11 protein-coding genes are annotated in these 13,159 nt (G+C 69.8%); 4 read left to right on the top strand and 7 right to left on the bottom strand.

The window, feature by feature from the left end; genetic code table 11:
• Positions 1 to 8: 8 nt before the first annotated feature.
• Both ACNJ7K_RS03115 and glpX read right to left on the bottom strand, forming a co-directional pair.
• On the bottom strand, positions 9 to 1,424 hold the full coding sequence (locus ACNJ7K_RS03115; RefSeq protein WP_487041175.1) for a class II fumarate hydratase: 1,416 nt from the start codon (positions 1,422 to 1,424) through the stop codon (positions 9 to 11).
• A 103-nt stretch (positions 1,425 to 1,527) separates the two neighbouring features.
• Positions 1,528 to 2,562: a class II fructose-bisphosphatase gene (gene glpX / locus ACNJ7K_RS03110; protein WP_016693944.1), complete on the bottom strand. Its 1,035-nt coding sequence runs from the start codon at positions 2,560 to 2,562 to the stop codon at positions 1,528 to 1,530.
• Positions 2,563 to 2,745: 183 nt separating this feature from the next.
• On the opposite strand from glpX, the gene ACNJ7K_RS03105 reads away from it, so the two are divergent.
• Positions 2,746 to 3,315, top strand: a complete 570-nt coding sequence (locus ACNJ7K_RS03105) for a DUF4245 domain-containing protein (protein WP_120281771.1) — start codon at positions 2,746 to 2,748, stop codon at positions 3,313 to 3,315.
• A gap of 122 nt (positions 3,316 to 3,437) precedes the next feature.
• Here ACNJ7K_RS03105 and ACNJ7K_RS03100 read toward each other — a convergent pair whose 3' ends face one another.
• Genes ACNJ7K_RS03100 through ACNJ7K_RS03090 form a run of 3 tightly spaced genes read right to left on the bottom strand, consistent with a single transcriptional unit; the run spans position 3,438 to position 5,652 of the window.
• Positions 3,438 to 3,701, bottom strand: a complete 264-nt coding sequence (locus ACNJ7K_RS03100) for an exodeoxyribonuclease VII small subunit (RefSeq protein WP_413767745.1) — start codon at positions 3,699 to 3,701, stop codon at positions 3,438 to 3,440.
• Positions 3,698 to 4,963, bottom strand: coding sequence for an exodeoxyribonuclease VII large subunit (gene xseA / locus ACNJ7K_RS03095; RefSeq protein WP_487041174.1), 1,266 nt, complete (start codon positions 4,961 to 4,963; stop codon positions 3,698 to 3,700). The genes ACNJ7K_RS03100 and xseA overlap by 4 nt, the downstream gene beginning before the upstream one ends.
• Positions 4,960 to 5,652: a lipid droplet-associated protein gene (locus tag ACNJ7K_RS03090; RefSeq protein WP_487041173.1), complete on the bottom strand. Its 693-nt coding sequence runs from the start codon at positions 5,650 to 5,652 to the stop codon at positions 4,960 to 4,962. Before ACNJ7K_RS03090 ends, xseA begins: the two co-directional genes overlap by 4 nt.
• 100 nt (positions 5,653 to 5,752) lie before the next feature.
• On the opposite strand from ACNJ7K_RS03090, the gene ACNJ7K_RS03085 reads away from it, so the two are divergent.
• Complete coding sequence (locus ACNJ7K_RS03085) at positions 5,753 to 6,751, top strand: 4-hydroxy-3-methylbut-2-enyl diphosphate reductase (protein ID WP_159418964.1); 999 nt, start codon at positions 5,753 to 5,755, stop codon at positions 6,749 to 6,751.
• A gap of 85 nt (positions 6,752 to 6,836) precedes the next feature.
• On the opposite strand, the gene ACNJ7K_RS03080 is transcribed toward ACNJ7K_RS03085, so the two are convergent.
• Together ACNJ7K_RS03080 and ACNJ7K_RS03075 are read right to left on the bottom strand one after the other, a co-directional pair.
• On the bottom strand, positions 6,837 to 7,736 hold the full coding sequence (locus ACNJ7K_RS03080) for a DUF6542 domain-containing protein (protein WP_225623735.1): 900 nt from the start codon (positions 7,734 to 7,736) through the stop codon (positions 6,837 to 6,839).
• A gap of 24 nt (positions 7,737 to 7,760) precedes the next feature.
• Positions 7,761 to 8,924: a DNA recombination protein RmuC gene (locus tag ACNJ7K_RS03075; protein WP_120281776.1), complete on the bottom strand. Its 1,164-nt coding sequence runs from the start codon at positions 8,922 to 8,924 to the stop codon at positions 7,761 to 7,763.
• A gap of 77 nt (positions 8,925 to 9,001) precedes the next feature.
• Here ACNJ7K_RS03075 and ACNJ7K_RS03070 point away from each other — a divergent pair, with 77 nt between their 5' ends.
• Both ACNJ7K_RS03070 and ACNJ7K_RS03065 read left to right on the top strand, forming a co-directional pair.
• Positions 9,002 to 10,180 (top strand): exonuclease SbcCD subunit D, encoded by a 1,179-nt coding sequence (locus ACNJ7K_RS03070; protein ID WP_159418962.1) that lies wholly within the window; start codon positions 9,002 to 9,004, stop codon positions 10,178 to 10,180.
• The gene (locus ACNJ7K_RS03065) at positions 10,177 to 13,155 is read left to right on the top strand and encodes an AAA family ATPase (protein ID WP_487041172.1); all 2,979 of its coding nucleotides are present in this window, start codon (positions 10,177 to 10,179) and stop codon (positions 13,153 to 13,155) included. The genes ACNJ7K_RS03070 and ACNJ7K_RS03065 overlap by 4 nt, the downstream gene beginning before the upstream one ends.
• Positions 13,156 to 13,159 lie beyond the last annotated feature (4 nt).

Here is a 13,159-nt window from a genome sequence, read left to right as displayed (position 1 = left end):
CCTGCGTGTCAGGACTCCTCGTCCACCCGCGTCATCGCCAGGACGTCGAGGCGGCGGTCCAGTTCCTCCTCGCTCAGGCGATCGCCGACGAGGCCGCGGTCCACGACGGCCTGACGGATCGTCTTCTTCTCCTTCAGCGCCTCCTTGGCGACAGCGGCCGCCTCCTCGTATCCGATCGCGGAGTTGAGGGGAGTGACGATCGACGGCGACGACTCCGCCAGCGTGCGCAGATGTTCGACGTTCGCCACCAGTCCGGTGATGCAGCGATCGGCGAACAGCCGGGAGACGTTGGCGAGCAGACGAATCGACTCGAGGACGTTGCGGGCCATCACCGGGATGTAGACGTTGAGTTCGAACGCCCCGGCGGCGCCGCTCCACGCCACGGTGGCGTCGTTGCCCACCACCTGTGCGGCGACCTGCGTAACCGCTTCGGGAAGAACGGGATTGACCTTGCCCGGCATGATCGAGCTACCGGGCTGCAGATCGGGGAGCTGGATCTCGGCCAGACCCGTGAGCGGGCCGGATCCCATCCAGCGGATGTCGTTGGCGATCTTCGTCAGCGACACGGCGACGGTTCGCAGCGCGCCGGACACCTCGACCAACGCGTCACGCGCGGCCTGCGCCTCGAAGCTGTCGCGGGCCCGCTGCAGGTCGTCGAGCCCCGTGGTCTCGACGAGCACGGCCACGACGCGCGGACCGAAATCCGCCGGTGCGTTGAGGCCCGTGCCCACCGCGGTACCGCCGATCGGCAGTTCGCCGAGGCGGGGGAGGGTTGCGCGGAGGCGTTCGATCCCGGCCTCGATCTGTCGGGCGTAACCACCGAACTCCTGGCCCAGGGTCACCGGGACCGCATCCATCAAGTGGGTGCGGCCCGACTTGACGACCGTGCGCCACTCCTTCGCCTTCTCGTCGAGGGCACCGTGCAGATGCTCGAGGGCGGGGATCAGATCCTTGACCGTCGCCTCGGTCGCGGCGACATGCGTCGCGGTGGGGAAGGTGTCGTTCGACGACTGCGACATGTTGACGTCGTCGTTGGGGTGGACCGTGACGCCGGCCTTCGCGGCGATCGACGCGATGACCTCGTTGGTGTTCATGTTCGAGCTCGTGCCCGAACCGGTCTGGAAGACGTCGATCGGGAACTGGTCGTCGTACTCACCCGCGGCGATGGCATCGGCGGCCGCGACGATCGCGTCGGCCTTGTCGGGGTCGAGCAGACCCAGGTCCTTGTTCACGCGGGCACACGCGCTCTTGAGCAGACCCAGCGCGCGGATCTGTGCGCGTTCGAGTCCACGGCCCGAGATCGGGAAGTTCTCCACGGCGCGCTGCGTCTGGGCACGCCACAAGGCGTCGACCGGAACCTGGACCTCGCCCATCGTGTCGCGTTCGATACGGAACTGCTGAGAAGACTGTTCGGTGTCGGTCATGTCCTCCACGTTATGCCGCCGGAACGAACGAGGAGGGGCACTGCACCAGAACTCGGTGCAGTGCCCCTCCTCGGAACGATCACTTGGATCAGGGCGGTGAGGATCAGGGCATGGGCGGCGGCGAGCCGGCGACACCGTGGAAGTCGATGGACGAGAACTCGCTCAGCTTCTGCAGGCGGTGGTACGCCTCGATCATGCGGACCGTGCCGGACTTGCTGCGCATCACGATCGACTGCGTCTCCGCGCCACCGGCGGAGTAGCGGACGCCGCGGAGCAGCTCACCGTCGGTGACGCCGGTCGCGCAGAAGAAGATGTTCTCGCCGGTGACGAGATCGGTGGTGGTGAGGACGCGGTCGAGATCGTGTCCGGCGTCGATGGCCTTCTGGCGCTCGGCGTCGTCCTTCGGTGCCAGGCGGCCCTGCAGCGCGCCGCCCATGCAGCGCATCGCGGCCGCGGCGATGATGCCCTCGGGGGTACCGCCGATGCCGAGCAGCATGTCGACACCCGAACCCGGACGTGCAGCGGCGATCGCGCCGGCGACGTCGCCGTCGGAGATCAGACGGATGCGGGCACCCGCCTCGCGCACCTCCTTGATGATCTGCGCGTGGCGCGGACGGTCGAGGATCGTCACGGTCAGGTCGGCGTGCGCGATGTTCTTCGCCTTCGCGACGCGTCGGATGTTCTCCGCGATCGGGGCGGTGATGTCGATGACGTCGGCGGCCTCGGGGCCGACGGCGATCTTCTCCATGTAGAACACGGCGGACGGGTCGAACATCGCGCCCCGCTCGGCCACGGCGAGCACCGCGATCGCGCCGGGAGCGCCCTTCGACATGAGGGTCGTGCCGTCGATCGGGTCGACCGCGACGTCGCACAGCGGACCGTCGCCGTTGCCGACCTCCTCGCCGTTGTACAGCATGGGCGCTTCGTCCTTCTCGCCCTCACCGATCACGACGACACCCTGCATCGACACGGAGCTGACCATGTGCCGCATCGCGTCGACCGCGGCGCCGTCGCCACCTTCCTTGTCGCCGCGTCCGACCCACCGGCCGGCCGCCATCGCCGCGGCCTCGGTGACGCGGACCAGTTCGAGCGCGAGGTTGCGGTCCGGAGCTTCGCGGCGTGGGGTGCTGGCCGTCATGGGCTACTGCCTCCTGGAGACTTTTCGGTCGACGCGGGTTGCGCCGGCAGAGGGAGCGGGCGCCGAGGGCGCCCGCACGATCCGTGTGTGTCGCGTGGCTATTGTCTCATCACGGCCGATGATGTGGGCTGTCGGACCCGCCCGGCCTGAACCTGCCCGTTTCGTAGCTGTCAGACTGGACGGGTGGCATCCAAGAAACCTCGCATCCTGCAAGACGGTCGAGATATGGCGTGGTCGCTCATCCCGCTGCTCGTGCTGATTCTCTTCATCGCGGCGATCGCCAGCCAGTGCGAGTTCAAGCCCGGTGGACCCACGGCGGGTCCGGTGCCGAGCTTCGACATCGATGCCGGCCTGAAGTACGACGCGGCGGAGCTCGGATTCCCGATCCGCCAACCCGAGGTGCCCGAGGACTGGCAGCCCAACTCCGGTAGCCGCAGCATCGTCTCCGGTAACCAGGGCGGTGATTCGAGCACCGTCGGTTTCATCACCCCCGCAGGTCGCTACGTGCGCTTCACCCAATCGGATGCCGGTGAGGACGAACTGGTGCGATTCGTCGCCGGAGGTGCCCGCACCGCCACCGACACCCGCTCCGTCGAGGGCCACGACTGGGTGGTCTACGGAGGCGAGGGCGTCGAAGCACTCTGGGTGTCCGACTTCGGCGACGTGCGGATCCTGATCGGTGGCTCCGGCGACGAGGCCGAGTTCACCACCCTGGCGACCGCCGCGGGCAGGGCCGAACCGCTCGAACCCTGATCCGGGTCGGATCGGTCGAACGCTGATCCGGGTCGGATCGGTCGAACGCTGATCCGGGTCGGATCGGTCGAACGCTGATCCGGGTCGGATCGGTCGAACGCTGATCTCGGGCTCGAGCGAGGTCAGTCCTCGTCGTCCTCGTACTCGTCGTCGTCCTCGTCGTCCGCGAGGGAGAGCGCCTGCTCGACGCGTTCGCGGGCACCGGCGAGGTGTTCCTCGCAGCGCTTCGCGAGCGCCTCGCCGCGCTCCCACAGCTGCAACGAGTCGTCGAGGTCGAGTCCGCCCTGCTCGAGCATCTTCACGACGTTGACGAGTTCGTCCCGAGCTCGCTCGTAGCCGAACTCCCGCACATCGGCGTTGGCGTCGTCGGTTCCCGCGTTCGTCACTGTCCTGATCTTCCTTGTCGTTCGTGTCCCATGACGGCGGCGCGGGCCGCGCCGTCCGCCACGCGCACCCGCAGCTGGGTGCCGATGGGCATCTCGTCGAGTGTGCGTACCACTTCGGGGGCGCTGCCCGGCACGATCCGCTGGACCACGGCGTAGCCACGCGCCAGGGTCGCCGCGGGTCCGAGAGTCGCCAGCCGTGCCCGCAGGTGTTCGAGCGTCGACGACTGCGACGAGATCAGTCGCGTGACGTCGCGTCGTGCCGCGTGCTGCAGCCGCTCGATCTCCTCGTGCCGCCGGTCGAGATCGCGGAACGGATCGGCCAGGACGGGACGGTCGCGCAACTGTGCGATCACGTGTTCCTCGCGCCGGACCCAGTTGCGCAGTGCCGCCGCCGACCGTGCCCTCAGCTCGTCGACGAGATCGAGTTCGGCGACCGCATCGGGTACGACGCGCTTCGCGGCGTCGGTCGGGGTCGCAGCCCGCAGGTCGGCGACGTGATCGCAGAGCGGACTGTCGGGCTCGTGGCCGATCGCGCTGACCACGGGGGTCGTGCACGCGGCGATCGCGCGGCACAGCGCCTCGTCGGAGAAGGGCAGCAGATCCTCGACGCTGCCGCCGCCGCGGGCGAGGACGATCACGTCGACATCCGGGTCCTTGTCGAGCGCTTCGAGGGCGTCGATGAGCTGCGTGACCGCGGTCGGGCCCTGCACGGTCGCGTGGCGGACGTCGAACTGCACGGCCGGCCAGCGACGCTGCGCGACCGACAACACGTCGCGTTCGGCCGCGCTGCCGCGGCTGGTGACCAGGCCGACGCGGCGCGGCAGGAAGGGAAGGGGGCGCTTCAACCGCGGGTCGAACAAACCTTCGGCCGCGAGCAACGCGCGCAGTCGTTCGAGCCGCGCGAGCAGTTCACCGATACCGACGGCTCGGATCTCGGTGACCCGCAGCGCGAGACTGCCGCGTCCGGGCCAGAAGGTCATCTTCCCGAACATGATCACGCGGCTGCCCTCGGTGAGCGGAATCCCCGACTGCTGCAACAACTGTGGTGAGCAGGTCACCTGCAGGGACATGTCCACCGACGGGTCGCGCAGGGTCAAGAACGCCGTCCGCGTCCCGGGGCGGGCGTTGATCTGGGTGATCTGCCCTTCGACCCAGATGGTGCCGAGCTTGTCGATCCACCCGGCGACCTTCTGCGCCACGGTGCGGACGGGCCAGGGCTGCTCCGCGGAGTTCGGGCGTGCCGCGTTCTGTCCGGCCGTCACTTGTTACGCGCGCTCGTGATCCGGTTCGACAACATCGTCACGAACGGAGTACGCGCGGCGTGAGCATTCTCGTATTCGAGCAAGGCTGTGAGCTCGTCCACCGACAGTGCGCGCAGGCGGGCACGCAGCTGAGCGAGGGTCAACGAGTCGTAGTCGAGGTACTCGACGATCTCGGAACGGTTGCCGGTGGCGACCTTCGTGTCCGTGGTCTCGCCGATCTTCGTGCCCTCGGCGTCGGCGGCCTTCTTCGGAGCGGTCTTCTTCGCTGCCGCCTTCTTCGCGGGGCCCTTCGTGGTCGCGGTACCGGTCTTCACCGGTGCGGCCTGCTCGGCCAGGGGTGCATCGGCCTCGGTCGCCGGTGGGATCGAGTACAGGGCGAACCGGCCGGGAGCGCCGTTCGAGGCGCTGTTCGTCGAGGTCGCCGCCTCGTCCGAGGGGGTCGAGCCGTCGTCGTCGAAGGTCGCCCATTGTGCGGTCTCGGCGGGCTCTGCTCCGAAGATCTCGAAGAACTGGTCGCCCTTGATGGCGAGCGAGGTCATGACCTGCTGCACTCGCATCGTCGTCTGCAGGATCTGGCTCACCGTCGTCATCGGCAACGAAACGGCTGTGCTCGGCAGCTTGAGGGTCTCTTCGTACGCGGTGACAGCAACGCCGGCAGCCACCCGTGCCAGGAACGGTGGACGGATCATGCCCCAAGACTGCCCGATGATCGGCGTGATTGGTAGCCGGGGGAGCACGTCGGCTGCGAGCTGGAAAGCCCTACTCTCGCGCGCCCCGTACTCTGGAGGTATGTCTGCGCCTGTTCCTCTCGAAGTCGGGATCACACGGTCCGCCGGTCCCTCCACCTCCGGAAAGCGCGTCCTGCTCGCCGAGCCGCGCGGCTACTGCGCCGGCGTCGACCGCGCCGTCGAGACCGTCGAGAAGGCGCTCGACAAGTACGGTGCGCCGATCTACGTCCGCAAGGAGATCGTGCACAACCGCCACGTCGTCGACACCCTCGCCGACCGCGGTGTGGTGTTCGTCGACGAGACCGACGAGGTGCCCGAGGGTGCCGTGCTCGTGTTCTCGGCGCACGGTGTGTCGCCCGCGGTCCACGAATCGGCCGCTGCCCGGCAGCTGCGCACCATCGACGCGACCTGTCCGCTGGTGACGAAGGTCCACCAGGAGGCCAAGCGCTTCGCCCGCGACGACTTCGACATCCTGCTCATCGGTCACGAGGGCCACGAGGAGGTCGAGGGCACCGCAGGTGAGGCCCCCGATCACGTGCAGCTCGTCGACGGCCCCGACGCCGTCGATTCGGTGACCGTGCGCGATCCGTCGAAGGTCATCTGGCTGTCCCAGACCACCCTCAGCGTCGACGAGACGATGCAGACCGTGCAGCGCCTGCGCCAGAAGTTCCCTCAGCTGCAGGATCCGCCGAGCGACGACATCTGCTACGCCACCCAGAACCGCCAGGTCGCGGTGAAGGCGATGGCGCCCGAGTGCGATCTGGTGATCGTCGTGGGGTCGAGGAACTCGTCGAACTCCGTGCGGCTCGTCGAGGTGGCCCTCGGTGCGGGTGCCCGGGCAGCGCACCTGGTCGACTACGCCAAGGAGATCGATCCGGCCTGGCTCGAGGATGTCGAGACCGTCGGTATCACCTCCGGTGCGTCGGTCCCCGAGATCCTCGTGCAGGGCGTCGTCCAGTTCCTCGACGAGCGCGGCTTCCACGACGTGCAGTCGGTGACGACCGCCAACGAGACCCTGGTGTTCGCCCTGCCGCGCGAACTGCGCGCGTCGCGTCGCTGAGACGGTGGTTCCGTAGGTCCGTAGAGCGAAGACGACCGGTCACCGCCGTGAATCGGCAGGTGACCGGTCGTCTTCGTCGTATGGGTCAGTCCTCGTAGCGGTCGCGGTACCGCACGCGCGGCGGCTCGTAGCCCTGCGTGGGTGCGGGGGAGGGCGCCGGTCGACCGGTCTCCGGGTCGGGTGCCGGACGGCGCCGCGGTTCGCGGACCTCCGGCTGCACCGGCTCCGCAGGCCGGGGAGCGCGGGCACGCCGGGGAGCGGGCTGCTCGGCGGCCGGGGATTCGGGACGGACGCGGCGACGGGGGCGGGTGTCGGCGACCTCCCGGACCGACGCCTTCGCAGCCGGCGTCCCGCGGCCCGCGGCGGTGCGAGGTGCGTCCGCAGGGGTGGCCGCCGCCGGTCGTCCCCGGGCCGCACGTCTGGTCGGACGGTCGTTCACAGCGCGGTTCGGCCGGTCGCCGGCGGCGCGGGCCGGGCGCTCCTTCGCGGTTCCGGCCTTCGCTGCCCGCGGCTTCGCCCGCTCGCGCGGCGCCCGGGCCCGTACCCCCGTGTTCTGTCGGGTCACGAAGATCCGGAAACCGCCGATGGCCAGTGCCAGGAGTGTCGCCACCAGCATCGCCGGAAAACGGTTCACCAGCGGATAGGCGACGTTGAGCGCGAGATCCTTCAATCCGCCGGTGCTGTCGGAGGAGACGATCTCCTGACCGATCGGCACCGCGAGGAGCAGCAGCAGTGGCGGCTGGGCCATGGCCGTGAACAGTCCGCGATAGCGCACCGCCACCGCGGCCGCGACGCAGCCGAGCACGTAGAAGACAGTGAACGCAGAGGTCAGTTCGTTCCCGCGTGCGCTGTCGAGCAGCACCCCGAGAAGCGTCGTTCCGGCTGCGATCGCCACGGCACCCCACCAGGGCACACCGGGCACCGTAGGCACCAACGACCGCATGTCGAGCGGCACCGCCGAACGTGCACGTTGGGTTGCAGACACAACGTAGACATTAGCGTGGCGATGTCAGCTCGCTTCGTCGACAGGACCGTCCGCCACTGCTCTTTCTGCCAGAGTGCTGCGCCGCGGCCACGCGTCGACACGCTGCACCTCGGGCACCGCACCGTCGAATATTTCCAGGTCGTGGAGCTTGCGGGCCGTCACGCCCACCCGGGTGTCCATCGACGAGACCGTCATGTTGAACGAATCGACGGCCTTGCCGAGCTGGTTGCCGAGCCGATCGAGGTGGGAACCGACCACACCGAGCCGTTGGTACAGCTCACGGCCCAATCGGTGGATGGTCGCGGCGTCGCGGGAGAGCGCCTCCTGCCGCCAGGTGTGCGCGATCGTGCGCAGCAACGCGACGAGCGTGGTCGGTGTGGCAAGGATGACGTTCCGGGCGAAGGCGTGCTCGAGCAGATCGGGATCGGCACCCAGCGCGGCGTCGAGGAACGGATCGCCCGGCACGAACAGCACGACGAACTCGGGCGTCGGGTCGAACGACTCCCAGTAGGCCTTGGCCGCCAGTTGATCGATATGGGTACGCAACTGACGTGCGTGGCGCGTGAGGTGCCGATCGCGCTCGTCGGGCTCCTCGGCCTCGGCGGCATCCAGATAGGCGGCGAAAGGCACCTTGGCGTCGACGACGATCTGTTTGCCGCCGGCGAGGTAGACGAGCAGGTCGGGCCGTACTCCGTCCTTGCTCACCTGGGTGTCGAAGTCGCAGTGCCGGACCATCCCGGCGAGTTCGACGACGCGTTCGAGCTGGATCTCACCCCATCGTCCGCGGATCTGCGGCGCACGCAGCGCGGTGACCAGCTGCTGGGTACGCGTGGACAGCAGCTGCGACGCGCGGTGCATGCCCTCGACCTGCTCACTCAGCCCGGCGTAGGCGTGCACGCGGTTGCGTTCGACGTGCTCGACCTGCTGGGCCAGCGCCCCCACGGCCTCGTTCAACGGGCCGACGAGCCGCGACACCTGGTCGCCGATGGCACCGGACTGCCGACGCGCGGCGTCCTCGCTCACCGCGGCCAGCGACTGACGCAGCTGCTCCTCGTTGTCGCGCAGGGCTGCCAGCTGCGCCTCGGCACGGGCTGCGCGTTCGCCGTCGCGGGAGGCCCGCAACAGCCAGCCGAGCACCACCCCCAGACCGAGCGCGACGAGCAGGCCGAGTGCCGTGAGTGCTGTCATGTGGCGGATGATGCCTCATCGATACGACATCCACCCGACACCCGGGGATGTCGGTCCCCTCCTCTACCGTCTGTCCCATGCGGATCCTGCACACCTCCGACTGGCACATCGGCCGCACCTTCCACGGGGTCGACCTGCTCGCCGACCAGGCGCGTGCGCTGCGGACCATCGCCGATCTGGTGGCCGAACGCGGGATCGACGTGGTGGTCGTGCCGGGCGACGTGTACGACCGGTCGATCCCGAGTTCCGACGCGGTGGCCGTGTGCAACGCCGGTCTCGAGGCCATCCGTGAGGCAGGGGCGATCATCGTCGCCACCTCCGGCAACCACGACTCGCCGGTCCGTCTCGGCGCCGGTGCCGCCTTCGCCGCGCACGGTGGTCTGCACCTGATCACCCGCGTGTCGCAGATCGACAGCCCCGTCGTCCTGCACGACGAGCACGGCCCGGTCTGCTTCTACGGCATCCCGTATCTCGAGCCCGAGATCACCCGCGCCGAGCTCGGCGTCCCCGAGGCCCGCTCGCACCAGCAGATCCTCGACGCGGCGATGGAACGCGTGCGCGCCGATGCCGCGGGTCGCGACGGCCGCACCGTCGTCCTGGCCCACGCCTTCGTCGTCGGTGGCGAGCCCAGCGACTCCGAGCGGTCCATCTCCGTCGGCGGAGTCGAAACGGTGGCCGCGTCGTCGTTCGACGGTGCCGACTACGTCGCGCTGGGTCACCTGCACTCCCCGCAGACGGTGAGCGAGACGGTCCGGTACTCGGGATCGCCGTTGCCGTACTCCTTCGGCGAGCGCTCGCACCGCAAGGCGGTCTTCGTCGTCGACCTCGACGCCGCGGGTGCGGCGTCCGTCGAGCGCGTCGATCTCCCGGTGATCCGCGAATTGACCCGTCTCGAAGGCGAACTCGACGACCTGCTCGCCGATCCGGCCCATGCCGCCGTCGAGGAGCACTACGTCTCCGCGGTGCTGACCGACGCGACCCGCCCGCTCGACGCCATGCGTCGCCTGCAGGAGCGGTTCCCGTACGCCGTGCACGTCGAATGGCAGCGACCGGCCGGGTCCACGGAGGGCAGTTATCGCGACAAGGTGCGCGGTCGCAGCGATCGCGATGTCGCCGCGTCGTTCCTCACCGACGTGCGTTCCGAACCGTCCGAGCGCGAGCGCGGCTGGATCGACGAAGCGTTGAGGGAGGTCGACCGTCGTCGCGGTATCGGCGACGAGACCGACACACAGTGGCGGACGGACGTGCCCGCATGAGACTGCACCACCTCGAGATCACGGCCTTCGGTCCGTTCGCCGACACCGTCGAGATCGACTTCGACGAGCTCGGCGCCGACGGGCTGTTCCTGCTGCACGGCCAGACGGGCGCGGGCAAGACGTCGATCCTCGACGCGGTCGCGTTCGCGCTCTACGGCACCGTCCCCGGGGCTCGCTCCGAAGGGCGCCGGTTGCTGTCCGACCACGCGCGGGTGGGTGCCGTGCCGACGGTCCGGCTCGAGGCGACCATCGCGGGGCGCCGCCTGTCCATCGAACGCAGCCCCGAGTTCGAACGCCCGAAGAAGCGCGGCACCGGCACGATCAAACAGAATGCCAAGGCGAATCTCACGTGGCTCGACGGGTCGGGGGAGAACCTGTCGCGCGCCCAGGAGATCGGCGACGTCGTCAAGTCGCTGCTCGGGATGAGCGCCGAACAGTTCTTCCAGGTGGTACTCCTTCCACAGGGCGACTTCGCCCGGTTCCTGCGCGCGAACAGCGAAGAGCGCGGCAGGCTGCTCGAGCGTCTGTTCGACACCACCCGTTTCGGCGACCTCGAGCAGTGGTTCCGCGACCGCCGCGGTGCCGGAACGAAACTGCTTGCCGAGCAACAGAAGAAGGTCGAAGTCCTCGCGGCGAAGGTGGCTGCGTCCGCCGGGATCGAAGCGGGCGCCGATGCCGACCCGGTGGAGTGGGCGGGCCGCCTGCTCGCCGAGGCCGCGGAGAACCGCGACGACGCCGCCGCGGCCCTGTCGCGCGTCCGCGCCGTCGACGAGTCCAACCGGCGCAGGCTCGACGAGACCGTCGCTCTCGCCGACCGACTCCGCCGTCGCCGCGACGCCCTGAACGTCCTCGCCGAACTCGAGCAGACGCAGTCGCAGCGCGTCGCCCTGACGGCAGAACGTGACGCCGCGCATCGCGCGGTGAGCGTCGCGGTCGTCGATCGGGAGGCCGACCGTCTCGCACGCGAGGCCGATGCCGCCGCAGCGCGCGCCGAGACAGCCGCCGCGCCGCTTCGGAGCGACGACGAAGGACGCGATCTCCTCGACGCTGTCGGGCCGACGCCGTCCACCACCGACCGCGACGTCATCCGTCCTCGATGCGAGGAATGGTCCTCGGAGGCAGCGCGTCTCGACGTGCTGCTCGATCGCCGACGTCGTCTCGCCGAGCTCGAGGCAGACCGCGAGAAGTTCGTCGGGCGCCACCGCGCTCTCACCGACGAGCGTCAGCAGGTGATCGACGAACGTGCCGCGCTGCCCGAGCGGTCGACCGCCGCCGCCGATGCGGTCGCCGAGGCCGAGCGCGCAGCCGCGATGCTCCCGGGCCTGTCCACCGCGCGCGACCGTGCCGCCGACGCACTTGACGCCGCCACCGAACTCGCTTCGCGCCGAACCGAACTCGAACGACTCGAAACCCGGGTGCTGCAACTGCACTCCGAATTCAACGACGCGCGCGACGCGCACCTCGACATCCGGCAGCGCCGGATCGACGGGATGGCCGCCGAACTCGCGGCACGTCTCACCGACGGCGAACCGTGCGCGGTCTGCGGGTCCACCGAGCATCCCGAGCCTGCCCGCCCGACGCCCGACACCGCGACGAAGGCCGACGAGGAACGCGCCCACGCCGCCGAGCAACGCGCCGCCGCCGCGCTGAGCGAAGCACGCGAGGCCGTCACCGAACTCTCCGGGATCGTGGCCGTCCTCCGGCAGCGTTGCGGCGATGCCGAACTCGCGGAGCTCACCACCGCCCACGCCGAGGCGGTCCGCGCCCACGACGAGGCCGCCACCGTCGCCGGTCGGCTCGACCACCTGCGCGCGGCGGTCGAGGATCTGCGCAAGCTCGACACGGTGCTGGCCGAACAGGAGAAGCGGCTCGACGCCGAACTGTCCGAGCTCGCCCGCGAGGACGCGGTCCGCGCAGCCGAGATCACGGAGATCCGCGAGCGCATCGTCGAGGCCGTCGGCGACCTCGACCTGCTCGCCCCGCGACGGAAGACGGTCGCGGCACTGTCCGCCGCGGCCACTGCACTGCTCGATGCTCGTACCGCAGCCCTCCAGGCGCGCACGGCCGCCGATGAACGCGCCGCCGACGCCCGCACCACAGCCGCCGAGGCAGGCTTCACCGACCTCGACAGTGCCCGCGCGGCCGTCCGGACGCCCGAGCGACTCGCCGAGATCGACCGCGTCCTGCGCGCCGCCGACGACGAACGCGCGGTGGCCACCTCCACGCTGAACGACCCGGCGATCGCGGCGCTCACCGGCGACGAGGTCGCCGACGTGACGGTCGCGCGCGCGGTGGTGGACGACGGTGCCGCCGCGGTCGAGGCGGCCCTGAGTGAGGCCACTGAGGCCGAGCGCCGGCACCTCGACATCGAGAACTACACCCGCCGACTCGAGCGTGCCTGCGCCGAACTGGCCCCGCTGCTCGACGAACACGCCGAACTCGCCGCGCTCGCCGACGTCGTCGCGGGGATGGGGTCGAACGCCAAGAAGATGTCGTTGCGCTCGTACGTGCTCGCGGCGCGACTCGAGGAGGTTGCCGACGCCGCCTCCGAACGCCTGCGCAGAATGTCCGGCGGTCGCTACGAGTTCGTGCACTCCGACGCGGCCGAGAGCCGGGGTCGTCGTGGCGGTCTCGGTCTCGACATCCACGACGAGTACACCGGGGCTGTGCGATCGACGAAGACGCTGTCGGGCGGCGAGTCCTTCCAGGCGTCCCTCGCGCTCGCCCTCGGCCTCGCCGACGTCGTCGCCGCAGAGGCCGGTGGGCTCGTACTCGACACGATGTTCATCGACGAAGGGTTCGGTTCACTCGACGCCGACTCCCTCGAAGCCGTCATGGGTGTGCTCGACGAACTGCGCGCGGGAGGCCGTGTGGTGGGCGTGGTCAGTCACGTCGACGAGATGCGGCAGCGGATCCCGAGCAGGCTGCACGTCATCCGTGGCCGCTCGGGATCCACCGTCCGCGTCGCGAGCTGACCGC

Origin of the sequence: Rhodococcus shunpengi, from assembly GCF_048381395.1 — a bacterium.
Lineage (GTDB): Bacteria > Actinomycetota > Actinomycetes > Mycobacteriales > Mycobacteriaceae > Rhodococcus.
Note: the sequence above shows the minus strand (reverse complement) of the source record. Positions and strands in the feature narration are given on the sequence as shown.